At 61.7% G+C, this 24,635-nt stretch carries 21 protein-coding genes; 11 read left to right on the forward strand and 10 right to left on the reverse strand.

Annotated elements, in window-relative coordinates; genetic code table 11:
* Positions 1-277: 277 nt before the first annotated feature.
* From I6L44_RS09490 to I6L44_RS09500, 3 genes are all read left to right on the forward strand, one after another.
* Positions 278-2,005: a potassium/proton antiporter gene (locus I6L44_RS09490; protein ID WP_005359340.1), complete on the forward strand. Its 1,728-nt coding sequence runs from the start codon at positions 278-280 to the stop codon at positions 2,003-2,005.
* Positions 2,006-2,048: 43 nt separating this feature from the next.
* Complete coding sequence (locus I6L44_RS09495) at positions 2,049-3,152, forward strand: beta-N-acetylglucosaminidase domain-containing protein (protein ID WP_216954218.1); 1,104 nt, start codon at positions 2,049-2,051, stop codon at positions 3,150-3,152.
* A 153-nt stretch (positions 3,153-3,305) separates the two neighbouring features.
* Positions 3,306-4,514 carry a sodium:proton antiporter gene (locus I6L44_RS09500; protein ID WP_216954221.1) on the forward strand — a complete coding sequence of 403 codons (1,209 nt, stop codon included), beginning with the start codon at positions 3,306-3,308 and terminating at the stop codon, positions 4,512-4,514.
* A 73-nt stretch (positions 4,515-4,587) separates the two neighbouring features.
* Here the strand turns inward: I6L44_RS09500 and I6L44_RS09505 are convergent, their stop codons facing one another.
* The gene (locus tag I6L44_RS09505; protein WP_216954223.1) at positions 4,588-5,220 is read right to left on the reverse strand and encodes a LysE family translocator; all 633 of its coding nucleotides are present in this window, start codon (positions 5,218-5,220) and stop codon (positions 4,588-4,590) included.
* Between the two features lie 232 nt (positions 5,221-5,452).
* Between I6L44_RS09505 and I6L44_RS09510 the strand changes: the two genes are divergently transcribed.
* The 3 genes from I6L44_RS09510 to I6L44_RS09520 all read left to right on the forward strand — a co-directional run bounded on the left by I6L44_RS09510 (position 5,453) and on the right by I6L44_RS09520 (position 8,074).
* Positions 5,453-7,075: a methyl-accepting chemotaxis protein gene (locus I6L44_RS09510; RefSeq protein ID WP_216954225.1), complete on the forward strand. Its 1,623-nt coding sequence runs from the start codon at positions 5,453-5,455 to the stop codon at positions 7,073-7,075.
* Between the two features lie 175 nt (positions 7,076-7,250).
* Positions 7,251-7,781 (forward strand): DUF1523 family protein, encoded by a 531-nt coding sequence (locus I6L44_RS09515; protein ID WP_005337948.1) that lies wholly within the window; start codon positions 7,251-7,253, stop codon positions 7,779-7,781.
* The gene (locus I6L44_RS09520) at positions 7,781-8,074 is read left to right on the forward strand and encodes a helix-turn-helix domain-containing protein (protein ID WP_204827381.1); all 294 of its coding nucleotides are present in this window, start codon (positions 7,781-7,783) and stop codon (positions 8,072-8,074) included. The genes I6L44_RS09515 and I6L44_RS09520 overlap by 1 nt, the downstream gene beginning before the upstream one ends.
* A 186-nt stretch (positions 8,075-8,260) precedes the next feature.
* Here the strand turns inward: I6L44_RS09520 and I6L44_RS09525 are convergent, their stop codons facing one another.
* Positions 8,261-8,728 carry a hypothetical protein gene (locus tag I6L44_RS09525; RefSeq protein WP_005337958.1) on the reverse strand — a complete coding sequence of 156 codons (468 nt, stop codon included), beginning with the start codon at positions 8,726-8,728 and terminating at the stop codon, positions 8,261-8,263.
* A 33-nt stretch (positions 8,729-8,761) separates the two neighbouring features.
* Positions 8,762-9,697, reverse strand: coding sequence for a pyrimidine-specific ribonucleoside hydrolase RihA (gene rihA / locus I6L44_RS09530; RefSeq protein WP_216954227.1), 936 nt, complete (start codon positions 9,695-9,697; stop codon positions 8,762-8,764).
* 222 nt (positions 9,698-9,919) lie between these two features.
* Between rihA and I6L44_RS09535 the strand changes: the two genes are divergently transcribed.
* Complete coding sequence (locus I6L44_RS09535) at positions 9,920-10,648, forward strand: RluA family pseudouridine synthase (RefSeq protein ID WP_216954229.1); 729 nt, start codon at positions 9,920-9,922, stop codon at positions 10,646-10,648.
* Between the two features lie 140 nt (positions 10,649-10,788).
* Here the strand turns inward: I6L44_RS09535 and udp are convergent, their stop codons facing one another.
* The gene (udp, locus tag I6L44_RS09540) at positions 10,789-11,544 is read right to left on the reverse strand and encodes a uridine phosphorylase (RefSeq protein WP_005337975.1); all 756 of its coding nucleotides are present in this window, start codon (positions 11,542-11,544) and stop codon (positions 10,789-10,791) included.
* A 381-nt stretch (positions 11,545-11,925) separates the two neighbouring features.
* Here udp and yiaY point away from each other — a divergent pair, with 381 nt between their 5' ends.
* The 3 genes from yiaY (at position 11,926) to I6L44_RS09555 (ending at position 14,354) form a co-directional block, all read left to right on the forward strand.
* Entirely contained in the window at positions 11,926-13,077 is a 1,152-nt protein-coding gene (gene yiaY, locus I6L44_RS09545) for an L-threonine dehydrogenase (protein WP_216954231.1), read from the forward strand.
* 137 nt (positions 13,078-13,214) lie between these two features.
* Complete coding sequence (bamE, locus tag I6L44_RS09550) at positions 13,215-13,553, forward strand: outer membrane protein assembly factor BamE (RefSeq protein WP_216954232.1); 339 nt, start codon at positions 13,215-13,217, stop codon at positions 13,551-13,553.
* Between the two features lie 171 nt (positions 13,554-13,724).
* Entirely contained in the window at positions 13,725-14,354 is a 630-nt protein-coding gene (locus tag I6L44_RS09555; RefSeq protein ID WP_216954234.1) for an NAD(P)H-binding protein, read from the forward strand.
* A gap of 146 nt (positions 14,355-14,500) precedes the next feature.
* Here I6L44_RS09555 and I6L44_RS09560 read toward each other — a convergent pair whose 3' ends face one another.
* Positions 14,501-16,195 (reverse strand): pyridoxal-dependent decarboxylase, encoded by a 1,695-nt coding sequence (locus I6L44_RS09560; protein ID WP_216954236.1) that lies wholly within the window; start codon positions 16,193-16,195, stop codon positions 14,501-14,503.
* A gap of 218 nt (positions 16,196-16,413) precedes the next feature.
* A complete protein-coding gene (locus tag I6L44_RS09565) occupies positions 16,414-17,430 on the reverse strand; it encodes a lipoate--protein ligase A (RefSeq protein WP_216954238.1) in 1,017 nt (338 codons plus the stop codon).
* Positions 17,431-17,860: 430 nt separating this feature from the next.
* On the opposite strand from I6L44_RS09565, the gene I6L44_RS09570 reads away from it, so the two are divergent.
* Complete coding sequence (locus tag I6L44_RS09570) at positions 17,861-20,323, forward strand: diguanylate cyclase (RefSeq protein ID WP_216954240.1); 2,463 nt, start codon at positions 17,861-17,863, stop codon at positions 20,321-20,323.
* Between the two features lie 51 nt (positions 20,324-20,374).
* On the opposite strand, the gene I6L44_RS09575 is transcribed toward I6L44_RS09570, so the two are convergent.
* The 4 genes from I6L44_RS09575 to I6L44_RS09590 are packed head-to-tail and all read right to left on the reverse strand — an operon-like array spanning position 20,375 to position 24,610.
* Entirely contained in the window at positions 20,375-21,574 is a 1,200-nt protein-coding gene (locus I6L44_RS09575) for an ABC transporter permease (protein ID WP_216954242.1), read from the reverse strand.
* Positions 21,574-22,788, reverse strand: a complete 1,215-nt coding sequence (locus I6L44_RS09580) for an ABC transporter permease (RefSeq protein WP_216954244.1) — start codon at positions 22,786-22,788, stop codon at positions 21,574-21,576. The genes I6L44_RS09575 and I6L44_RS09580 overlap by 1 nt, the downstream gene beginning before the upstream one ends.
* The gene (locus I6L44_RS09585) at positions 22,789-23,478 is read right to left on the reverse strand and encodes an ABC transporter ATP-binding protein (protein WP_160881862.1); all 690 of its coding nucleotides are present in this window, start codon (positions 23,476-23,478) and stop codon (positions 22,789-22,791) included. It lies immediately after the preceding gene.
* Complete coding sequence (locus tag I6L44_RS09590; RefSeq protein WP_160881861.1) at positions 23,471-24,610, reverse strand: efflux RND transporter periplasmic adaptor subunit; 1,140 nt, start codon at positions 24,608-24,610, stop codon at positions 23,471-23,473. Before I6L44_RS09590 ends, I6L44_RS09585 begins: the two co-directional genes overlap by 8 nt.
* Positions 24,611-24,635: the final 25 nt, after the last annotated feature.

Genomic DNA, 24,635 nt, shown 5'->3' on the forward strand with positions numbered 1-24,635 from the left:
CCGCCCCCATCCCGTGGGGAGCGCCCTTGTGCTCCCCTCTCCCTCTGCTGTGCCGTTTCGCTTTTCCCCGCCCTCTCCTCCCTGCGCATCCTGAAATCGACGCTCCTTTGACTCCGCTTTCGTTAACCCCGTCACAGTCAGAATATGGCGCGGCCATGCTGAAAAAAGGGATGAAAAATGTAAGAAAGTGAAAATTGATGCACAAATAAGCCACACAAGGGGTGCCTAACTGCATATAATGTGCCTACTTTGCACATTACCAGGAAGGAGTTCGCCCTTGGATGCCGCTACCATCAACAGTTTCTTTTTTGTCGCTGCCCTGTTGGTGGGAGCCAGCGTACTGTTGAGCGCCCTCTCTTCCCGCCTCGGTATTCCCATTCTGGTTATCTTCCTCGCCGTCGGCATGCTGGCCGGTGAGGATGGCCCTGGTGGCATCCACTTCGCCGACTACTCCATCGCCTATCTGGTGGGCAACCTGGCGCTTGCCATCATTCTGCTCGACGGTGGCATGCGCACCCGGGTCTCCTCGTTTCGGGTTGCACTCTGGCCTGCCTTGTCGCTGGCGACAGTCGGGGTGGCTATCACCACCGGCCTGACGGGGCTTGCCGCAGCCTGGCTGTTTGACCTCAACCTGATGCAGGGGATGCTGATCGGCGCCATCGTCGGCTCCACCGATGCGGCAGCGGTTTTCTCCCTGCTTGGCGGGCGCAGCCTCAACGAGCGGGTGAGCGCGACGCTGGAGATAGAGTCGGGCAGCAACGATCCTATGGCAGTGTTTCTTACCGTCACCCTGATCGAGGTGCTCGCCACCGCCCAGCAAGGGCTGGATGGGGGCTTCCTGCTGCTGCAACTGGTCAAGCAGTTTGGTCTTGGCGCCGGGATCGGCCTTGGCGGCGGCTGGCTGCTGTGGCGCCTCATCAACACAGCCCGCTTGGCGCCGGGGCTCTATCCGCTGCTCACCGTCAGCGGCGGTCTGCTGATCTTCGCCCTCACCACGGCGGTCGGTGGCAGCGGCATTCTCGCCATCTATCTCACCGGTCTGTTGCTCGGTAACCTCGCCCTGCGCAGCCGCAGCACCACATTGTCGGTGCTGGACGGTCTGACCTGGCTCAGCCAAATCGGCATGTTTCTGGTGCTGGGGCTGCTTGCCTCCCCCCACAAGCTGCTGCCCATCGCCCTGCCCGCGCTGGCGCTGGCGATGTGGATGATCCTGTTTGCCCGCCCGGTGTCGGTCTGGATCGGGCTGCTACCGTTCAAGAACTTCGCCCCCCGCGAGCGCTGGTTTATCTCCTGGGTTGGCCTGCGCGGCGCCGTGCCCATCATTCTGGCGGTGTTCCCCATGATGGCGGGGCTGCCCAACGCCCAGCTCTACTTCAACGTCGCCTTCTTTGTAGTACTGGTCTCGCTGATTTTGCAGGGCAGCTCGCTACCGCTGGCCTCAAAACTGGCGCGGGTGGAGGTACCGGCACCGCCGTCGCCCATCAACCGCTCCGGGCTCGAAATCGATCTCGACAGCCAGTGGGAGACCTTCGTCTACCAGCTGGGGGAAGAGAAGTGGTGCATCGGCTCGCCACTGCGGGATCTGCAGATGCCCACCGGCACCCGGATCTGCGCCCTGTTTCGTGGCCGCGAGCTGCTCCACCCCTCGGGTAGTACCTGTCTGCAGGCCGATGACATCCTCTGCGTCATCGGTCACGAACGTGACCTCCCCGCCCTCGGTCAGCTCTTTAGTCAGGCACCGGAGCAAGATCTCGGCCCCCGCTTCTTCGGTGACTTCCTGCTGGAAGCGGCGGCACGGCTGGTGGATCTCGCCCCTCTTTACGGGCTGGATGTGAGCGAGGTGGCGGATCAGACACTGGGCGATTTTATTGCCAGTCAGTTGGGCGATAATCTGGTGGTCGGTGACAACATCGAATGGCAGGGCCTGATCTGGACCGTGGCCGAAATGGACGAGAGCGTGCCGAGCAAGATCGGGGTGCGCTTTCAGGAAGAGGACCCGGTCTGACTGACCGTCCCGTATCAAGTCCCCAGCAAGAAGGGAGAGAGTTATGCCATATCAAAGTTTGCTGTCCGGCCCCCTGCCCCCCGCTGCCAATCTGGGGGTCATTGAAGGCTTTTTTGGCAAGGGATGGAGCTGGCAGGCCCGCGCCCGCTACGCCCAGTGGCTGCCACGCCACGGTTACGGTTTCTATATCTATGCACCGAAAGAGGATGGCTATCTGCGCAAGCACTGGGCCCTCCCCTGGCCCGAGCAGCAGCTGGCGGATCTCGCCGAACTGGCGCGCCAGTGCCGCGCCAACGGCCTCGCCTTCGGGGTGGGCTTGAGCCCCATGGGGGCTCATCACGACTACGATCGCAAACGCTCGGCGCTGCTTGAGAAAGTGCGCCTCATCGACGAGATGCTGCAGCCTGACATTCTGGCAGTGCTGTTTGACGACATGAAGGGGGATACCCCGGATCTGGCGCACCATCAGCTCATCATCGCCCACGACATCGCGGCTCACAGCAAGGCGACCCGCCTCATCTTCTGCCCCAGCTACTACTCGACCGATCCGGTGCTGGAGAAGGTGTTTGGCGCCATGCCTCCCCACTATCTGGAGGAGCTTGGCGAGCGGCTCGATCGCCGTTTCGAGATCTTCTGGACCGGCCCCAAGGTCTGCTCCAGCGAATATCCGGCCAGCCACCTCAAGCAGGTGACCGAACTGCTCGGCCGCAAGCCCTTCCTGTGGGACAACTACCCGGTCAACGATGGCAGCAAGGCGAGCAGCTACCTGCACCTGCGCGCCTTCGAGAATCGCCCTGCCGAGCTGGCAGAGCTGGTCTCTGGCCACGCGGTCAACCCGATGAAACAGGCGGCGCTGTCGACCCTACCCCTCGCCACCCTGCCGATGAGCTACCGCCTCGGCAAGCAGTACGACCCCGACAAGGCGCAGCATGCCGCCCTCAACGCCACCTGCGGCCCACAGATCTCGGCGATGATCGAGGCCGACCTGCCGCTGTTTCAGGACATAGGGATGGCCCAGCTGACCCCTGAGCAGGTGGCCCATCTCAAGGCCCGCTACCTGCCGTTTCGTGACCAATCCTGCGTCGACGAAATCGTGCGCTGGCTGGATGGGGAGTATGTGTTCGACCCCGACTGCCTGACCGATTGATCTGCCTCGGCAGGCGTGATGGGCACAGCCACTCTGGACAAGGTGTGCGCACAGTTACGGCAACAAAGAGTTAATCACTGAGAATATCGGGCATAACCCGGGGCCAGGATGGCAGTTAAACAGCCCTGACAAGATGGTTTCAAGGGAGCTTGTATGGATACACATCTGCTTTACCAGAATCTGGCGGTGATCGCTGCCTTCTTGCTGATCTACAGCCTGATCGCGGGGCGCTTCGAATCAAAGCTGGTCAACGGCCCCCTGCTCTTTCTGCTGACCGGCTGGTTGCTGGGGCCTGGCGGGCTGGAGCTGCTCTCCCTCTCTATCGACAGCGCCGGCATCAAGCTGCTGGCCGAGCTGACTCTGGTTATCGTTCTGTTCAACGATGCCGCCAATACCAACTGGCAAGTATTGCTGGCCAACCGGCAGCTCCCCATCCGGCTGCTAATGATCGGCCTGCCACTGACGCTCATCGCCGGAGCCCTGTTTGGTCACTGGATCTTCCCCGACCTGCCACTGCTGGAGATGGCCATCCTCTCCACCATTCTTGCCCCCACGGATGCGGCGCTCGGCAAGGCGGTGGTGAGCAACCCGGCCGTACCGGCGCCACTGCGCGAAGGGCTCAATCAGGAGAGCGGCCTCAACGACGGCATCTGTGTGCCTGTGCTGCTTCTGCTGCTGGCCCTTATCGCCCCCACAGAGCAGCACGCAGGCACAGCCACGCTGGCCATCACCCTGATGCTGGAGGAGATCGGCATTGGCCTCCTGGTCGCTTTTGTACTGACCAGCCTAACCATACGGCTGCTGAAAATCTCCTATCTCAACGGCTGGCAACTGCCGCTCTGGCGCCAGCTCACCATGCCGGGACTGGCCCTGCTCTGCTTTGCGCTGGCCCAGAGTCTGGGGGGGAGCGGCTTTATCGCCGCCTTTGTCGGCGGTCTCTTTATCGGGCGCAGACTCGGTGAACACAAGCACGCCTATATGGACAGTTGCGAAGGCTACGGCGACCTGCTCTCCGTGGTGATCTGGATGGTGTTTGGCGCAACTCTGCTCCCCATGTTGTCGGAGCTGATGCACTGGCAATACTGGCTCTATGCCATTGCCAGCCTCACCCTGCTGCGGATGGTGCCGGTCTGGCTGAGCCTGCTCGGCTCCGGCCTCAAGCCAGAGCTCAAGCTCTTTATCGGCTGGTTCGGCCCGCGGGGCCTTGCCAGTATCGTCTTTGCAGTGATGGTGCTGCAAAACCAGCCAGCCCTGATTGGCCAGCGCCCCATCATCGCCACTGTGCTCTGCACCATCATATTGAGCGTGCTGCTGCATGGCATCACCGCCAACCCCTGGGTCACACGTTTCAAACCCCGCTGAACCACTTGGCACTCATAAAAAATGCCACCGACCGGTGGCATTTTTCTTGTCTGGTGGGGGTCACTAACAGCGCTTAACCAAGCGCCAGCCAGACTCCCACCCCCAGCATCAGAGTACCGGCGATGCGGTTCATCAGGGTGACGTTGCCGCTCTTGGCGAGGAAGTGGCGCAGAGTTCGGCCACCACTGGCGTAGAGCAGCAGGCAGGAGAATTCGATGACCAGAATAAGCGCCACCAGCGCAGTGATCTGCGGCACCATCGGCTTGCTGGCCGAAATGAACGGTGGCAGTAGGGAGATCATGAAGGCCCACCCCTTGGGGTTGGCAATGGCGGTGACGAAACCCTGCACCGCCAGTCCCATGGCGCTGGTCTGCTGACCGGACGAAAGATCCGCCGGAATGGCCATCTTCCCCTTGGCCTGCCACATCTGGATACCGAGCCAAACCAGATAGGCGCCCCCCACATATTTGAAGGCGGCAAAGATCCCCGGATAGTTGAGCATGATGGCAGCCACCCCGATCACCGACAGCACCGAGACCAACCCGACTCCGATCAGCTCCCCCCACATCATGTGCAGGGTACGGCGCACCCCCAGGCTCATCCCCAACGTCATCGACAGGGTCATGCACATGCCGGGGGTCACCGAGACAAAGAAAAAGGTCGGGATAAACAGAGCCAGAATGGCCGGATCGATCCAGCTGGACACTACACACCTCCATACGCCAAGAGCGGGGAATCACGAAAACGGGACAGGATTGACTCAATCCGGCCAGTTGTACCACATATTCAGGGGATCAAGCGTTCAATCATGCATATATGGCGCCTTTTTCACAAGGAAAAACCTTTTCTTCAGCAAATTTCAGCAATAAAAGCCTGTGACAGCTCCTGACGTAGGTGTGTAATATGTCGGCTCCTCCCATTTCGGATTAGAGCCATTTATGTCATTGAATAATCTATCAATACGTGTCCAGGTCCTGATACCGCTGCTGCTGGCCAGCCTGCTGATGATGGTGATGATTGCCATCAGTAAACAGGGGCTGGATGAAGCCATCAATGACATAGATGAGACGACCCAGAGCGTGGTCCAGCACAAGGACGATATTGCCAAACTGATCCACGCCACCTACCGGCTGCGCACCAGCGCCATCTATGGCCTCTACGATGCCAAGCTGTTTGCCGCACTACCTGCGAACCTCAACAGCGCCGAGCAGGAGATCAACACCATTCTCGGCCGTCTGGTGCTCCCCGGTGCCGAGCAGGATAACCGGCAGGTCGCTGCCGCCCTGCAGGCCTACCTCAGCCATACCCGCAGCAACATGCTGCCGCTGCTGGCGCAAAAACATCAGGGTGGCGGCGATCCGGTCGCCTACGAGGCGGCCCGCCTCCATTTCCGCGAGCTGGGTGAACAGCTGATCAAACAGATCGACAGCATGTCGGCCCACATCAACCAGCTGATCCAGCAAGAGCTGGCCGACGAGCAGGCTCACTACGACGCAACCCTGCTGCGTACCCTGCTGCTCACCGCCGGTACCCTACTGGCGGCGCTGATCTGTGGCTGGGTCCTCTCCGGTCGCATCGTCAGCCCCATCGGTCAGTTGCAAGAGGTGATGCACGCCGTGGCGCAAGGGCGCTTCAACGTGCGCGCCAAAGCGGATGGCAACAACGAGCTGACCCGTCTGGCCAAAGATATCAACCTCACTCTGGGGCAACTTGGTAGCACCATCGAGAACCTGACCGGGATCAGCAACAGCGTCGCCTCCGCCGCCACCGAGCTGGCCGCCGTGATGACCCAGGCTGAAGCCAACGCCCAGCAGCAGCACAGCGAGATCGAACAGGTCGCCTCCGCCGTGACCGAACTCTCCAGCACAGCAGACAACGTCAACCACAACGCCGCCATCGCCGACGAGCTGGCGCGGGATGCCAATGGCCGGGTCGAACAGGGGCTCGCCCTCTTTACCGAAAGCATCGCCGCCAACAGCCGGATGGCAGGCAGTCTGGAAGATGCTGCCGCCATCGTGGCTCAGCTCAAATCCCAGTCCGAGCAGATCGGCAAGGTAATTGAAGTGATCCAGGGGATCTCCGAGCAGACCAACCTGCTGGCGCTCAATGCCGCCATCGAAGCGGCCCGTGCCGGCGAAACGGGTCGTGGTTTTGCGGTGGTGGCCGACGAGGTGAGAATGCTGGCAGCCCGTACCCAGGACTCCACCAAGGAGATCCAGGCCATCATCGAGCGGCTGCAGAGCCAGTCCCAATCCGCCAACAACGGCGTGCAGGAGACCCTGGAGATCCTCGGTCATAACCAACGCCTGTCAGCTCAGGTGCAGGATCTGCTGAGTGGCATTACCGGTGCCGTACGCCAGATCAACGACGCCAACGCCCAGGTCGCCACCGCAGCCGAGGAGCAGTCCTGCGTCACTGCCGACATCAACCGCAACATCACCAATATTCACGAGATCGTGAGCCAGAGCTCCGCCGGCATCAGCCAGAGCGCCAGTGCCAGCAACGAACTCTCCCAGCTCGCCGAGCAGCAACGCAAGCAGCTGGCCCAATTCCAGCTGTAAGCGCACAAAGTGAACCAGACAAAAAGGCCCGCAAGGGCCTTTCTTGTTGATGGATCAATGGCTTTGTATCTGTTTTAAACGCCATTTTTTGGCTTGTGGCGCCATAAGGGGCTGGGCTGCCCTGTCAAATATCGGTATGGTAGAGGCACGTTACTCCCCCTCACGTGAGCACACCATGAGCCTGAGATTCAAGAAACCCGCTTTTATCGCCTTGGGGCTCATCGCCCTCATTTCCGCCGCCTGGCTCGACTACTACCTGCCGGAGCACACCATCGCTACCATCACCGGGGTCGAGGTGAAGCGCACCGACAAGGATGGCCCCATCAGCCAGAAAAACCCGGCTGACGGCCCCACCACCGACGTCTATTACATCTACACCGAGCGCCCCGGCGAGAAGATCCGGGTGTTTCGCAATGAAGATACCGAGTGGGGCTGGCCCTTCTACTTTAAGTTCAACGCCGCCGACGTCCAGGCCAAGGCCAAGTCGATGGAGTTCGAGAAACGCCTAGCCATCATCACCTCCTACGGCTGGCGCGTGAACATGTTCTCCATGTTCCCCAACGTCACCAAGATCGAGAGCACAGAGCCTGACGCCTCCACCTGGAGCTTCTTCCGCTGGTTCTGGTTCGGCCTCTGGGCACTGGTGATGGGCAAAGCCGCCATCGCAACCTGGCGCTACTTCGATCGTCTTGAGGATGAGATCTGATGGAGCCGAGCAAGACCCGCACCAGTTTCTACCGGCGGCTCTACGTGGCCTGGCTGATCAGCCAAGGCACGGATACGGTGCCCGCCATCATGGAGGCAACCGGCATGCCGCGCCGCACCGCGCAAGATACCCTGAGCGCGCTGGCCGAGCTCGACATCAGCTGCGCCTTCGAGCAGACCGAGGGGGCTCGCCACCTGCAGGGACACTACCGCATCAGCGACTGGGGCCCCATCAATCCGGCATGGATCAAGGCTCAACTGCCGCTTATCAAAGAGACGTTGAGCTATCCCTGAAATGATGTCGAGTCAGGCCTGCGACTGGGGAACCTATTGCAATCCGGCATGGATCAAGGCTCAACTGCCGCTTATCAAGGAGACGTTGAGCTATCCCTGATCAGGGCGCTAAGCAACAATAAAAAAGAGGGGCCAGCCGACAAGGCTGGCCCCTCTTTTTTCAGGCCGATGGCCTAACAGGTGGCTCTACTCGGGCATGGCCGAATCTTCAAGCTCCCCGTCTGACTCACCGCGGGTGCAGTCGATGATGGAGCGCTTGGGGTTGTTGGGATCGCGCAGCAATAGGGGCGCCAACCCCTCGTCATGCTTCTGCTCGTCACCAAACTCGCTGCCGTAGGCGTTGTGGGTCAACCGGCGGGCATTGGCGATGGGGGTATCGACAAAGAGGGCATGCACTTCGAAGCTGGAAGCGGGCACGATAAAACCGACCACCGGCAAGCCGTGCAGCTCCTCGTGCACCTTGTACCAGGCAAAGCCGTCGCTCACCTTGTAGGGGGTGTAGTTGGCCAATTGTAGATTGGCGGGCCTGCCCGTCTCATCCACATAGAGATCGGTAAATTCACAGGTCGCCAGCCCCTGCCACATCCGCTCGAATGGCGTCGCACAGCCTGTCAGTTGCAACCCGGCCAGCAGCACCAAGCCTCTCTTCCACATTCCCCGCCCCTTCTTGCAAAAATGAACCGGCGCTCAGTCAAACGCCCGCAGCCGCGTCACCAGCAGATCGATAAAGCCCGGACGATCCAGCCCCAACAATACCAGCGCATTGGCTGGCTTGCCGGTCAGACCATAACGATCCACCACCGTCATCCCCACGGTATGCTCCCCCCGGGTCTCGATATCGACCCGGCACTCGACCCCGTGAAACAACTCGGGAGCCAGCAACCAGGCAATGGTACAGGGGTCGTGGAGCGGCGCACCAGCAAATCCCCACTTGGGATCCCGATGGTAGATCATGAAAAAGTCGAGCAACCCGGCCACACACTGGGCCACCGGGTTGGTGATGGCGCGCACCCGTTCGATATCCTCATCCATCACCTGCGCCTCGTGGGTCACATCGAGGCCACACATGATGATGGGGATGCCCGACTTGAACACCATATCGGCCGCTTCCGGATCGACATAAATATTGAATTCCGCCGCCGGCGTCCAGTTGCCAGCCCCTGCGGCGCCCCCCATCAATACGATGCGGGCAATCTTGGGTTTGAGCTCGGGGTGTGCTGCCAGCAGCAGGGCGATATTGGTGAGCGGGCCGGTCGGCACCAGAGTCACAGGCTGCTGGCTCTCGCGCAGACATTTGGCCATCAGCTCGATCCCCGTCATCCTCTGCGGTGCAAAGGCGGGATCCGGCAACTTGGGGCCATCGAGGCCCGATTCGCCATGGACGTTGTCGGCGATAATCAACTCGCGGGCCAGCGGTTTCGGCGCCCCGGCCGCCACCGGAATATCGTCCCGCCCCAGCAAGGTGAGGATGCGCAGGGCATTGTTGAGGGTCTTGTCCGGTGTCTGGTTGCCCGCGCTGGTGGTAACTGCCAACACGTCAAGTTCAGGGCTGGCCAGCGCCAGAATCAGGGCGATGGCGTCGTCGTGGCCGGGATCACAATCGAGAATAACGGGCAGTGCCATGGGATGAGTCCTTACAACATAACAGGGAGCCATACCTTAACAAGCAAGCCTCGGATGAACTCGGGAAGGGGTCACAAAACGGGGCCTTGTTGCTGACCTGGGCGGTTTGCACGGCACGCAACCTCGCTCAACACGGCTCATTATCAAAAGGTTGCATGGCGTCATGCCGTTCATTTTCCGAGGCTGCGCACCACCCATTCGCCCGGCCGCGCCGGTTCGGGTATGATCGTCCCCCGTTTCCAGCCCGTGTGCCCTATGTCTGTTATCGTCGACACCTTTATCGCCCCGCCCTGCAGTGCCGCCATCGAGATCCTGTTTGAGGATGAGCATCTGCTGCTCATCAACAAGCCGAGCGGCCTGCTGAGCCTCTCGGGCAAAAATCCGCAGAACCTCGACTCGGTTCACTATCGACTGGTGCAGGATTTCCCCGGCTGCACCCTGGTGCATCGCCTAGATTTTGGCACCTCAGGCATCATGGTGGTCGCCAGAAAAAAGGCCATCAATGCCCTGCTCTGCCAGCAGTTCAGCCAGCGGGCGGTGAGCAAAGCCTACAGCGCCCTGCTCTGCGGTCATCTGATTGACGACGAAGGAGTTATCGACGCCCCTATCGCCAAGGATCCAGCCCTCTTTCCGCTGATGAAGATCTGCGCCGCCAGCGGCAAACCCGCCCGCTCCCGCTATCAAGTGATCGAGCGGCTGGAGCAGCAGATTCAGGGGCAGACCGTACCTTTGACCCTGGTACGACTGGTGCCGGAGACCGGCCGCACCCATCAGCTGCGCATCCACAGTCAGCTGCTGGGTCACCCCATCCTCGGCTGCGATCTCTATGGTGGCCTGCTGCCAGCCAGCTGCGAACAGGCGCCGCGGCTGATGCTGCACGCCAGCGAGCTGGATTTTACTCATCCGATGAGCGGCGAGCCGATGCAGATCCGCTGTGCGGCGCCTTTTTAGGGGCAATAGGTAGAGGCAGCCAGCGCAAGTGCGACGGGATCAGTGAAAGGCGTGACGGGAGAGGAAAAGCGGTAAACGGCGGATAAAGATAGGGGCCGCGCTTTCGCAACGGCCCCCACCCCCCACTCTTTGTGGTGCTATCAGATCAGCTTGCGGGCAGCGCCCAGTACGATCTTGATGGCATCAGATTCGGTCTTCGCCATGGTCTCGGCGTTCGGGATCTCTTGCTGGGTGCGGTTGACGATAACGCCAGCCACCATACCGGCACGCAGGCCCTGGCTGGAGCACATGGTCAGCAGGGTTGCAGATTCCATTTCATAGTTCAGCACGCCCATGGCTTGCCACTCTTTCATGGAACCCTGGAAACGGCTCACTACGCGGCCGGATACGGTATCGTAACGCTCCTGACCCGGGTAGAAGGTGTCAGAGGAGGCAGTCACACCGATGTGCAGCTTGGAGCCCATCTCTTTGGCGGTGTTGACCAGCGCGGTGGTGCAGTCGAAGTCGGCAACAGCCGGGAACTCCATCGGTGCGAAGTGCAGGCTGGCACCGTCGAGGCGCACGGAACCGGTGGTCACGATCACGTCACCCACGTTCAGGTGCGGCTGGATGGCGCCGGTGGTGCCGATACGCAGGAAGGTGCGGATGCCCAGCTGGGCCAGCTCTTCCACTGCAATGGAGGTGGACGGGCCACCGATACCGGTAGAGCAGATGATCACGGCCTTGCCGTCCATCTCGCCGCGCCAGGTAGTAAATTCACGATGGCTGGCCAGGTGCACCGGGTTATCCAACAGCTCTGCGATACGCTTCACGCGCTCGGGGTCACCGGGGACGATCGCCAGGGTGGCGCCTTGCAGATCCGCTTTCTTCAAACCCAAGTGAAATACATCAGACATATTGGACTCCTGGTTGCCCCCTGCCAGCATGGTCAGGGCACAAGTTAAGATGATTCTTTATGATACTTTCAAGCCTTTACCCCCTCTTCGGGGAGGCGCCAACTATGGTCGAAAGCGCTTTCCAATTCCTTGAAGCGCCTCACACTTCCACGCATTGACAGTGACAAACATTGCGCAAAACGTTTGCTAACTCAATGAAATAATTGACAAACGTTTTTCTGCAAATCGAGTCAGATGCGGGAAAGTCAAGCCTGGTTCAGCGCTTAATTAACGACTCGTGATCGACCCCGTAAAGTTGTAAACAAGATGCTTTTGTATCCCTTTCTAGATGGTAGCCTAGCTCTCAACTACCACTTAATGGCTAACTATAGGAAGTCCATCATGGCTACATTCAAATTCTATATTCCCGCAATCAACCTGATGGGTGCCGGCTGTCTGCAAGAGGCTGCCGCCGATATCAAGGGTTACGGCTATCGCAAGGCGCTGATCGTCACCGACAAAATCCTCAACCAGATCGGTGTGGTTGCCAAGCTCACCACCCTGCTGGCTGAACATGGCATTGAAAGCGCTGTTTTCGATGAGACCAAACCCAACCCCACCACCAGCAACGTCGAAGCGGGTCTGGCCATGATCAAGGCCAACGGCTGTGATTGCGTCATCTCGCTGGGTGGCGGCTCGCCTCACGACTGTGCCAAGGGCATCGCGCTGGTCGCCGCCAACGGTGGCAACATCAAGGATTACGAAGGGGTGGATCGCTCCGCCAAGCCGCAACTGCCGCTTGTCGCCATCAACACCACTGCCGGTACCGCCTCCGAGATGACCCGCTTCTGCATCATCACCGACGAAGCGCGCCACGTGAAAATGGCCATCATCGACAAGCACGTTACCCCGCTGATGTCAGTCAACGATCCCGAGCTAATGTTGGCCAAGCCGGCTGGTCTCACCGCCGCCACCGGCATGGATGCCCTGACCCACGCCATCGAAGCCTATGTCTCCACCATCGCCACCCCGGTGACCGATGCCAGCGCCGTGATGGCCATCGAGCTGATTGCCAAGCACCTGCGCACCGCAGTTCACCACGGCGATGACCTGCATGCCCGCGAGCAGATGGCCTACGCCCAGTTCCTGGCCGGCATGGCCTTCAACAACGCAAGCCTCGGCTATGTGCACGCCATGGCCCACCAGCTGGGCGGTTTCTATGACCTGCCCCATGGTGTCTGCAACGCCGTGCTGCTACCCCATGTTCAGGCGTTCAACGCCCAGGTGAGCGCGGCTCGTCTGAAGGATGTGGCCCGCTACATGGGGGTAGACGTGAGCGCCATGAGCGACGAACAGGGCGCCGCCGCTGCCATTGCCGCCATCAAGCAGCTGGCGCTGGATGTGAAGATCCCGGCCGGTCTGGAGCAACTCGGCGTCAAGGCCGATGACTTCGATACCCTGGCCAGCAACGCCCTGAAAGATGCCTGCGGCTTCACCAACCCGAAACAGGCGAGCCACGACGAGATCGTCGCCATCTTCCGCGCGGCGATGTAAAGGCCACCGGATTGCCAGAAAGGGTCGCAGTGCGGCCCTTTTTATTGGCTGATGGATCAATGGCTTTTTACTTCCGTGGAGGGAGTCGGTATGATTTGCCGAGCCAAAAAAGACTGTATGGATGATCTGAACTCGATATGCGGATGAAACACCTGATTGCCGCGGCTTTGACCGCCCTCACCCTCTCCGGTTGCAGCCTGGTCTATCGTATCGATATTCCCCAGGGCAACTATGTGGAACAAAAACAGGTCGACAAACTGCGCCAGGGGATGACCCGCGAGCAGGTCAGCTATGTGCTGGGGACCCCCATGCTGCGTGACAGCTTTGACCCCAACACCTGGTACTACCTCTATGAATTCCAGCCGGGCCACGGCGACAAGGAGCGCAAAGAGCTCACCGTCACCTTTGCCAATGACAGGCTTACCACAGTGACGGGTGACTTCCCGCTGCCAGCAGCTTTCAATACCCCGCTCTGATATCCCGCAAAACCGGCCTCGCGCCGGTTTTGTTTTATCCAGCCCCACGTAGTTCATCCTGCCCGACAACACTGAGTCATTTCTCCCCATTGCAGCTGCTCGCAAATTGCCTGATGCTGATGAGCAGCCACCATGGCATCAACACCATCGAATGACACAGGGAGAATCCCCATGAGCCGGATCCTGATTGCCGGAGCCAGCGGCCTGATCGGTCGCGAACTGGTGCAGCAACTGCCTGCCGAACATGAACTGACCCTGCTCTGTCGCAAGCCGGGCAAGGAGGCGCACCACTGGCTGCCGGTCAATTTTGATGATCTGGCCAGCGTCACCCTCTCCCGCCCGGTCGATATCGCCTTCTGTGCCCTCGGCACCACCCGCAAGGAGGCCGGTTCTGCCGAGGCGTTTCGCCGGGTCGATCTCGACTATGTGGTCGCCTTTGCCGAGCTGGCCCGGCGCCACGGTTGTCAGCGGTTGATCGTGGTCTCGAGCATGGGGGCCAACGCAAGATCCCCGGCCCTCTATCCGCGTACTAAGGGCGAGATGGAGCAGGCCCTGCTGACCCAATCCTGGCCACGGCTCGCCATCGTGCGGCCCGCCATGCTGCTCGGGGATCGCCAGCCACCGCGCCTCTCCGAGCAGATCTTTCAGACCATCTACCCGCTGTTTCGGCCGCTGCTGGTGGGCAAGCTCGCCCGCTGGCGCGCCATCGAGGCCCGTCAGGTGGCCCGCGCCATGATCGCCCTCTCGAAACTGCCCGCCGGGTGTGAGATTGTCGAGAACGAGCAACTGCTGGCCCTCTGAACCCGGCCTTTTCCACCGCTTTCGCATTCAGTCGTTAAAACAAAAGGGCAAACCAGCCGGCTTGCCCTTCTTTTATCTGTTGGCGTGATACACCCCGACCACCACTGGCCACTATTGGCCGCCATCGGTGGTCAGAACGAACGCCATCAACCGCGAATATGGTCGATAAAGGCGTCGATCTGCTCGCGAGTGCAAGCCGGATTCATAAAGACCGCTTTCTCTCCGGCGATATAGGAGTATTTCCCGCGGGCGTCATAGTCGGAGTGGGCCACCGCCTCCACCCAGTTGGTATAGAGACCCACCTTGCCGCGCCCCTTGAACAGGCTGCGGTGATAGTCGGTATTGCGCTGCAACCGCGCCTTGTAGGCAGGATCGCTGGAGCGGGCCAGCTCGAAGGCGAACTCGGCCTCCGGATCGCTCACCCACTCGGGGTTGTAGATCTTGAAGCCGACGCTCGGCCCCTGATTCTCCTGCGCCACCAGCTTGACGTTGCCAAGCTGGCTCAGGCGATAGCGGAAGTAGTTGGCATTTTGCAGGCAGTGGGCCAGCACGATGCGATACCCCTCGACCCCCATATAGTTGAGCGCCGCATAGGCACCAAACAGACCGCTCGCGCCGCGGGAACACTCGATGGTGGATTGCAGGTGGGTCTGGCCCTGAATGTCCCGCTCGAAGTAGGAGAAGTTCTCCGGGTCATTCTCCATCGCCTTGAGGGCATCCTGCTCCTTGATCATCACCAAGCTGGAGGTGTAGGGCACATAGCCCCACTTCTGGAAGTCGACAGTGAAGGAGTCGGCATATTTCAGCTCGGCAAAGCGTGCCACGTTGCGCTCGATCCCCGCCAGAGTCGCGCTGTTGATGGCGAGCGGGTTGGCGGCAAAGTCGTAACCCAAGAAGAAGATCATCGACCAGCCGATGGCGGCATCGACGTGGATATGGGGCTTGACCGCCACTTCAAACTGCTCGCAGAGGCGATTGCGCAGCTCAAACACGGGTTTCACCTGATCCACCCCGAAGGTGTCGGTGGTGCCCATGGTGAGCATGATGGTGGGCACCACGTGTTTCAGGGCAAAACAGGCGGTCAGGGTGCGCTCGAGATGGTCGAGATCGATGTCGTTGTTCTCGCCGACCTGAATGCGGATGGTCTTGTTCTCGATGTCGACCCCGAGCAGGGAGAGGTTGGTGATGTTGGAGTAGTGACCGCCCTGGGAGTTGATGATGCGGTAATCCTGATAGTGGCCGAGCCCCTTGTGCTTGGCCTCGGGCAGGCTTTTGCGAATGCCGAGCAGGTAGCCGTAGAGGTTACAGAAGGTCCCCCCCTGGGTGAAGATGCCGGTGGCGCACTCGGGATCATAGCCTGCCAGCAGCGCAATCTGGCGCACCACCTTCTTCTCCAGCTCCTCGGCCACTCCGGCATATTCGGAGTAGACCAGATTGGGGTTGGCCAAAATCCCCATCTGGGCGCCGTAGATAGCGGGATCCGCCGACATGGTGATGACGTTCTCGACGCTGGAGGGGTTTTCCCAATCCTTCGACAGGGCGGCGGCAAACAACAGCTCGGCCATCGGCTCGCCCGGAGTGCGCATGGTGGCGGGCACCGGCATGGTCTCGCAGAGATCGGCCAGGCGGGCACGGCCATCAGGCCAGGCGTTCAGGCGGGCATCCGGCGCCAGGCCACGGGCCCGAAATTCGTTGAGGGTGGCAAATCCGGGTTCGCGAAAAACGGGCCAGAGATCGGGATTGCGCGAGAAAAAGTTGGCTTTGACGGTGGCGAAACGGGCGGAGAAATCGGGGTGGACGGCATTGACGCTGTCGTCTTTAAGATAAACTAAGTCACTCATTTTTATACCATTAGTACAGCAAATGTGCGGCCGTTATACCCCTGTGTCAGCGGGGCCAACAGTGACAATATCTAATGGCCTACCCTACTTTTTGTCATGTATCAGCCATCACAAGGGCTGGCAAAAAGGCGCCTTTGAGGCGCCTCTTTATATTTCGTGATCTTGCTCCCATCCTGGCTGACAGCGCCCTCACTACCGGACCGCCATCAGCGCAGCCCTCAACGCAGGGAGGCCAACAGCCACTCGGCAAACTCCGTCAGCTCACTCTGCTGCTGCGGAAAGGCCGCCAGCCAGGGCTGCAGGCGCGCGGAAACAGCCTCCGCTCGATAGCCGCAACCCGCCAGTTCGGCCGCCAGCCGATCAAACGGGGCCGGCTCCAGAGTATCGCTAAAGAGCTGCGCCTGGGTGATGACCCCTTTCTCCACATCAAAGTGCAGCTCCACCCCGCCCCAGCTGAACCGCTCCTCCAGCAGATGGGTGAAGGCGGGCGCGTGGCCATAGTTCCACTCCCAACTGCGCTGGCGAGCGAAGGTCTCGGCAAAGCCCGGCAGATCCGGCATCTGCTCCGGGGAGATATGCTCGGGCTCAACTCGCGCGCCGTAATGATGGAAAAAGGCCTCCTGCAGCGCCTCGCTCACCTGTTGATGGTCAATCCCCGGCTGCAGTTCGCACAGATTGGCCACCCGGCTGCGCACCGAGGTGATCCCCTTGGCCGCCAGCTTCTTGGGGTCGGGGTTGAGGTAGTTGGCAAGGCGGCCGAGATCGGCATCCAGCAGCAGGGTGCCGTGGTGGAACCCGCGATCCAGAGTCTCCCGATAGGCCGACCCCGATACCTTGCGCTCCCCGTCCGGGGTCGCCACCAGCAGATCGTTGCGACCGGAGGCAAACGCCTCGATCCCCAATCGCTTAAGCCCATCCAGCACGATGGCGGTGGAGACGCTCTTGTCATACTCCGGCTTGCCCGCCATGAAGGTGAAGCAGCTGTTGCCAAGGTCGTGGAACACGGCGCCGCCACCGCTGCTGCGACGCGCCAGGGTCACCCCGTCCTCTTCCATGCGGCGGGTATTGCACTCCTTCCACGGATTCTGGGCACGACCGATCACCACGGTATTGGCGTTGCGCCAGAGGAACAGCACCCGCTGGCCGGGGTCCATCTGGCGGAAGATGCACTCCTCAACGGCCAGATTGAACAGGGGATCGTGAGAGTCGGAGACAAGCAGACGCAAGCGGGACATAAAAAGACCTTATCCGGAACTGGGGACAGCATGATAACACTGACGGGGTACCATCACTGAGCCGTTGCACATTAACCGGTGCGCAGCAGCCGCGATACATTTGCGTCACACCTGACTGCCCCATAAAAGTATCTATTGATATAACGACACAGCTTGACGTGCAACCACGAAAAAAATGCAGTCAAGCCACAATGACAACGATAAAAACGGGAAAAAGTGGCTAGAATGCGACCACTTCGATAGGCCATATGACTCTCTTATTGGTCACATAACTTGCAAAAAAACGGCATGTATCCATCCCGTGTGATGAACGACACAAAAATGACTTCCCAACCCCCCTATACCCCATTGCAAACGCCTTTTCTCCCCTTGCAGGTGACACAAAATTGCTTGAATCTAGCCTAGACACCGCTCCCGAGAGAAACGTTGTATGACGGAGAACGCAGCCCCCCGCCAGCCCCTCAGCTGGTTTATGCCAATGCTGGTCAGTATGGTCATCGCGACCCTGACCTCTCCCCCCGTGCGAGCCGGCGAGCAGGTCATCGTCCAGTTGCCGTGGCAACACCAGTTCCAGTTTGCCGGTTACTATGCGGCCATCGCCAAAGGGTTTTATCGGGAGGCCGGTCTGCATGTCACCCTGCGCGAAGCGGACTCCCGCACCGATGTGGTCAGCGAGGTGATCTCGGGAAAGGCCCAGTTTGGCATCAGCGGCAGTGATCTGCTGCTGGATCGGGCTGCCGGTCGTCCGGTGGTGGTGCTCGCCGCCCTGCTGCAGCACTCGCCGCTGGTTCTGCTCACGCTGGATCGGCCAGATATTCGCAACCCGGCCGACCTGGCCAACAAGCGACTGATGCTGGAGCCTGGCTCCAACGAGCTGCTGACCTACCTTTCCTACCATACCCGCAGCCGCGACTGGGTCACCCTTCCCTACAAACAGGGGATAGAGGCACTGCTGGCGGGCAAGGTGGATGCCATCAGCGCCTACAGCACTACCGAGCCCTTCTATCTGCAACAAAAAGGGATCCCCTATCGGGTCTTCAGTCCGCGCACCATCGACTTCGACTTCTACGGCGACAACCTGTTTACCTCCGAGCGGGAGCTGATCACCCGACAGGATCGGGTCTACGCCTTCCAGCAGGCCAGCCTCAAGGGGTGGCGCTATGCGATGGACCACCCCGAAGAGATGATCAACCTGATCATGGAGCAGTACCCGACCGGGGCTGGCCGTGAACAGCTGGAGTTCGAGGCGCGCGAAACCAGAGAGCTGATGCAGCCGGATCTGATCGAACCTGGCTACATGCAGCAGGAGCGCTGGCTGCAGATCGCCAAAACCTATCTGGAGGCGGGCATGCTCACGGTATTGCCCAACCTCGACCGCTTTATCTACGACCCGGCGCAGGAGCGGCTGCGCCAGCAACGGCAACTGCTCGACAAGAGCGTGGCGGTGGCCATGCTCATCACCTTTACCCTGATGACCCTGCTCGGCATCTTCTTGCACCTCTATCTGCGCCTGCGCCAGGAGGCGCGGGATCGCCAGCGGCTGACCCGTGAATTGGCCCAGAGCGAGCAGCACTATCGCTTCGTGGCGGAGAACAGCGCCGATGTGATCTGGACCATGGATGCCGCCAGCTTGCGCTTTCGCTATGTCAGCCCGGCCATCACTCCTCTGAGCGGCTACGAGGCTCCAGAGCTGTTTGCCCTGCCCCTCAAACAGCTGCTGCCGGATGCCTCAAGGCAGCTGCTGCGTGAGGAGATCTCCGCCACCCTGGAGGCCTGGCAGCGGGGAGAGCATGACCAGACTCGCCGGGTCATTCGCACCCAGCTGCGCCACAAGGATGGCCATCTGGTAGCGACCGAGACCATCACCACCCTCCATGGCAACCACAATGCCCAGCCGGAGGCGATCCTCGGGGTCACCCGGGATATCACCGAGCGGGCAGCGCGAGAGGAGATGATGCGCCGCCTCGCCTTCTATGACCCCCTTACCGGGCTGCCCAATCGCCGCTTGCTACAGCAACGGCTCAAGGAGCTGATGGAACAGGAGACGCCCCGTCCGCTGGCATTGATGTTTATCGATCTCGATCACTTCAAGCCGATCAACGACACCTTCGGCCATGAGACCGGGGATATTCTGCTCAATATGGTGGCCGAGCGGATGAGCCACTGCGTGCGCAAACAGGATCTGGTGGCACGGCTGGGGGGCGATGAGTTCGTTATCTTGCTGCCGGAGAGTGGCGACGAAGTGCTGGCGGTGGCCGACAAGCTGCACCAGCATCTGCGCCATCCGTTCCAGCTGGAGGGGCAGGAGCTGCTCATCTCCAGCAGTATCGGGCTGGCGCTCTATCCCGAGCACGGGGAGGATGCCAAAACCCTGATGCACCACGCCGATCAGGCCATGTATCAGGCGAAGAATCGCGGCCGCGGCCGGGTCTGCCTCTTTACCGAGGGCCTTGATCCCGAGCAGGGCGCACTGCTGTGGCAACCAGGCCACGAGTGCGGTCACCCGCGCATCGATGCCGAGCATCGCCAGCTCTTCGTATTGACCAACCGGCTGCTGGAGCGGATGAAAGATCAGCACGAGGATCCGGCCCCGTTTCTGGAGAGTCTGGAGAGCCTGTTCGACATGGCCCGCCATCACTTCGCCTTTGAAGAGCAGATGCTGGCGGAGATCGACTATCGGGAGCTCGTCAGCCACCGTCAGGATCACCAGCGCCTGCTCAACAAAGCGAGCCAACTGCTGCACGCCGCCAAAGCGGGGACATTGGGCAACGACGAGCTGCTCAACTTCATCATTCAGGAGCTGGTAGTCGGCCACATGAGTCAGGCGGATCGCCGCTACTTCCCCCTGTTCAGATCTGAGCGCAGCCTGTCGGTTGCGGAGGTGGTCGCCTAGTCCCCCTCTGCTAAGACCCGAGCGTAATGCGCCTCTTGCGAAAGGGGCGACCTAGTCACCGCGCAGGGCAACTACTGGGTCGAGACGCACTGCCCGCAGCGCAGGAGCGACCCCGGCCAGCAGACCAACCAAGGCGCTGCAACCGAGCGCCAGCAGCAGATAGAGAGGATGGAGGGTGAGCGGCAAGCCAGCCGCCAGCAGGGTGAGCAGCAGCTTGAGCCCGCCGAGCAGGGCCAGCCCCATGGCTCCGCCCAGCAGCGCCAGCACCACGGCTTCGAGCAGGAACAGCAATAGAATGCGCCGCCGTGGACAACCCAACGCCATCAGCAAGCCCACTTCGGGGATCCGCTCCTGCTGGGCGATGCTCATGATGCTGAAGATGCCGACCGCCCCGATCAGCAGCGAGATAATGCCGAGCCCGCCAACCGCCAGCTTGATGATAGAGAGGATCTTGTCGAGGCTGGTCAGCATGTCCTGCTGGGAGGTGAGGGTGAAATCCTCGGCGCCGTGGCGGGCGATCAGCACGCGCCTGATCTGGGCGGTGATGTCGGCCTCCCTCTGCCCGGCGCGATAGATGACGTCGATCTCCTGCAACCCCTCCTTGTTGAACAGCGCCTGGGCGTGAGCGGCGGGCAGATAGATCATGTCGTCCAGATCAAAGCCGAGAAATTGCCCCTTGGGCGCCAGCACCCCGGCCACCCGAAAACGGCGATCACCGGCGCGCAATAGACTCCCAGGCGCATCGCCACCGGGAAACAACTCAGCCGCCACCTTGGCCCCCAGCACCGCATAGGCGCGGGGCATGGCACTGTCGTCCGCGGGCAGAAAACGCCCCTGCACCAGGGTGAGTCGCCAGCCTGAGAGCGCCGCCGAGCCTGTGCCCAAAATAGCGGTGCTGCGGGTGAGCCCGCGGCTGCGCACCTCCCCCTGCCCCTGCACCACAGGGAGCGCCGCCTCTACCCCTGCCAATCTGGCGAGGGCATCGGCATCCTCCAGCAGCAGGGGACGGCTGCTGGAGAGGATGCCGGGCGGGCCGCCGGCGGTTTCGGTCTTGCCCGGGGTCACGGCGATCAGCCGGGTGCCAAATTGGGAGAAGCTGTCGAGCAGATAGAGCCTGAGCCCCTCGCCGATGCCGGTGAGCAGGGTCACCGAAGCGATCCCGATGGCGATGCCGAGCGCCGACAGCAGGCTGCGACTGCGCCCCGCCAGCAAGGCGCGCCAGAGCCAGAACAGCAGATCCGCGGCGCGCATCAGCCACCGCTCCACTGCCCGCTGCGCAGGCTGCTGACCGGATCTTGCCGTGCCGCCCGGGAGGCGGGCAGCCAGCTAAAAAACAGCCCGGTCAGCAGGGCCGCCGGTATGGTGCAGAAAGTAGCAAGCAAGGGGACCGCCGCCGGAAATCCGGGCCAAATCACTCCGGCGAGGCCAACCAGGGCATAGCCCAAGACCGTGCCAAACAGCGCGCCACTGCCGCTCAACAGCAGCGCCTCCCACAAAAACAGCTGGCGGACCTGGCGACTGTCGGCCCCCAGCGCCTTGAGCAGGCCGATCTCGCCGGTGCGCTGGCGGGTGCTGATCAGCGCCAGATTCATCATCATGATACCGGAGACCAGCAGGCTGATGGCGCCAATGCCGGCAACGGCCAGGGTGAGGGTCGAGAGAATGGTGGAGAAGGTGGCCAGCATGGCGTCACGGCGCACCACGGTCACATCGAGCATCCCGTGGCGCGCCTGCATCAGCTGCTCCAGTCGCTTGACCAGCGGCGGCACGGCTTGCCCCGCCAGCGGCTGGATCAGCAGCCGAAACAGCCCCTCGGTATTGAACAGCCGCATGGCGCTACCGACCGGGATCAGCGCGGCCTCGGCCATGTCCATCCCCAGATTGCTGCTCTGGCTGGTGAAGACCCCCACCACCCGAAAGCGACGATTGTCAAAACGCAGCCACTGGCCGACCGGGTCGGCCTGACCGAACAGCTCACGGGCCACCTTGGCCCCGAGCAGGACGGCCGGTCGATCCTCTGCGGCATCCCCCGGCAGCCAGCGGCCGGAGAGCAGCTCCAGCCCGTGGGTATCGCGCAGCCCGTTGCTGCTGCCAAGCAGCATGGTCTGGCGCAGCCGCGCCCCCTGTTTGGCCTCGGCAAAGCCCATCACCAGCGGCACCAGCCGCACGTTTGGCTGGTGCTGGCCAAGGTAGTGCATGTCATCGAGTGTGATCTGCCGCAGACTGTTGCCGGTGACCGGCGGCAGCCCGCCGGTGGTCTCCTTGCGGCCGGGGAACATCACCAGCAGATCCTTGCCAAGGGAGCTGAACTGGTCGGCCACATAGCGCCTCGCCCCCTCCCCCAGCGCGGTGAGCAGCAGCACCGAGGTGACGCTCAAACTCACCGCCAGGATCAAGACCAGCGCCCGTGAGCGCTGGCGCAGCAGGGCCACGGCGGCAAAGCGGATCACATCGGGGCGCCGCATTCAGCTACCGCCGCTATCAATGTTGATACGGCCATCGTTCATCAGGATCCGCCTGCCCGCCCGCTCACCGAGGCGCGGGTCGTGAGTCACCACCACCAGCGTGATCCCCTGCTCCCGGTTGAGCCCCTCCAGCAGGGTAATCACCTCCTCCCCGGAGCGGGAGTCGAGATTGCCAGTGGGTTCATCGGCCAGGATCAGCCGCGGCGCCATCGCCATGGCCCGGGCGATGGCTACCCGCTGACGCTGACCACCGGAGAGTTCGGCTGGGCGGTGTCCGGCCCGGTTCTCCAGCCCCAGCTCTCCCAGCAACTGCTGGCTGCGGCGATGGCGCTCGACGGGGGCGATCCCGCACAGCATCAGCGGCAGCTCGACATTTTCACGGGCGGTGAGGCGGGAGATAAGGTGAAACGACTGGAACACGAAGCCGATGCGATGGCCGCGCAGCTGGGCCAGCGCCGGCTCTGACAGGGTGGCGGTATCCTCCCCTCCCAGCCAGTAACGCCCCTCGTCGGGCCGATCCAGCAGCCCCAGCACATTGAGCAGAGTCGATTTGCCGGAGCCCGAGGGGCCCATCACCGCCAGATACTCCCCCTCGGCAACCCGCAGGGATACGCGATCGAGGGCGGCCACTTCGCTCCCCCCCAGAGTGAAACGACGGCTGACGGCATCAAGGCGAATGAGATCACTCATCCGTCTGCTCCGTGGCGGCGCTGAAAGGGCCCTCCCCGACAATCTGTCCGGGCTGGGCTGCCAGCCGATCACCGGCGGCGAGCCCCTCGGCCACCTCAATCCAGTTCCAGTTCTCCACGCCCCAACGGGGCACCACCCGCACCAGCTTATCCCCTTCCAGCCGCAGCACACTGCCATCGTCGGCCCGGCTGCTGGCCGCCACCCGCAGCACATCGGTGGCGCGGGTCACCTCGACCTCAAGGTCGGCACTGTAGCCAATGAGCAGGGGGACATCGGTGGGCAGGGCAGTGAGCGCCGCCTCCACCTCCACGGTACGAGCCTGCTTCTCCAGCTCCTTCACATAGGGGGCGATACGGGTGACGGTGGCGGCAAAATCGCGCCCGGGCATGGCGTCGAGCAGTACCCGGGCAGACTGCCCCACCTTGAGGCGGGCGGCATCCACCTCATCGATGGGGGCTGAGACATACAGACAGCGATCGTCGATGAGATCGATCACCGGAGGCATGGCTACTCCGGGCGGTGAGGGGGTCATGTATTCGCCCAGCTTGCTGTTGACCTCCGCCACCACTCCGGCAAACGGCGCCAGCAGGCGACGCTCGCTCAAGCGGGCATCCACCTGGGCGACCTGCGCCTCGTCAACCCGCTCCTGCTGACGGGATGCCTGACAGACATAGCGGCGGGTATCGGCCAGATTCTGGGCCTGCTCGGCGAGGGTGCGGGAAGTGAGGTTTTTGGCCAGCAAGGTGGCCAGCCGGTTGGCCTCCCGCTCGTAGTAGGCCGCCTCGCTGCAACGCTCCTCGCGCTGGGTCTTGCCAAGGGCCTGCTGGGCGCGGGCCCGGGCGAGATCGGCGTGAATATCGTCACTCCAGAGGGTCAGCAGCAGATCTCCCCGGGCTACCCGCTCCCCGGCCTTGACGGCGATCTGCTCCACCACGCCGCCACCGGGCAGACTGAGTCCGGCTCGCTGACACGACTTGATGGTGCCGGCCCGGGTATTGACCACGGTGACCAGCACATCCCCCCGCCCGACCTCTGCCAGCCTGATCGGCGTCGGCTGCGGTCGCCACCACCATGCCAGAGCAGCCACCGCTACCACGGCGCCACTTCCCCACCACAACCAACCTCTCTTCATCGCGCATCCTTTCGCTAGTGACTCC

Source organism: Aeromonas sp. FDAARGOS 1414, assembly GCF_019047065.1.
Taxonomy (GTDB): Bacteria; Pseudomonadota; Gammaproteobacteria; order Enterobacterales; family Aeromonadaceae; genus Aeromonas; species Aeromonas veronii_A.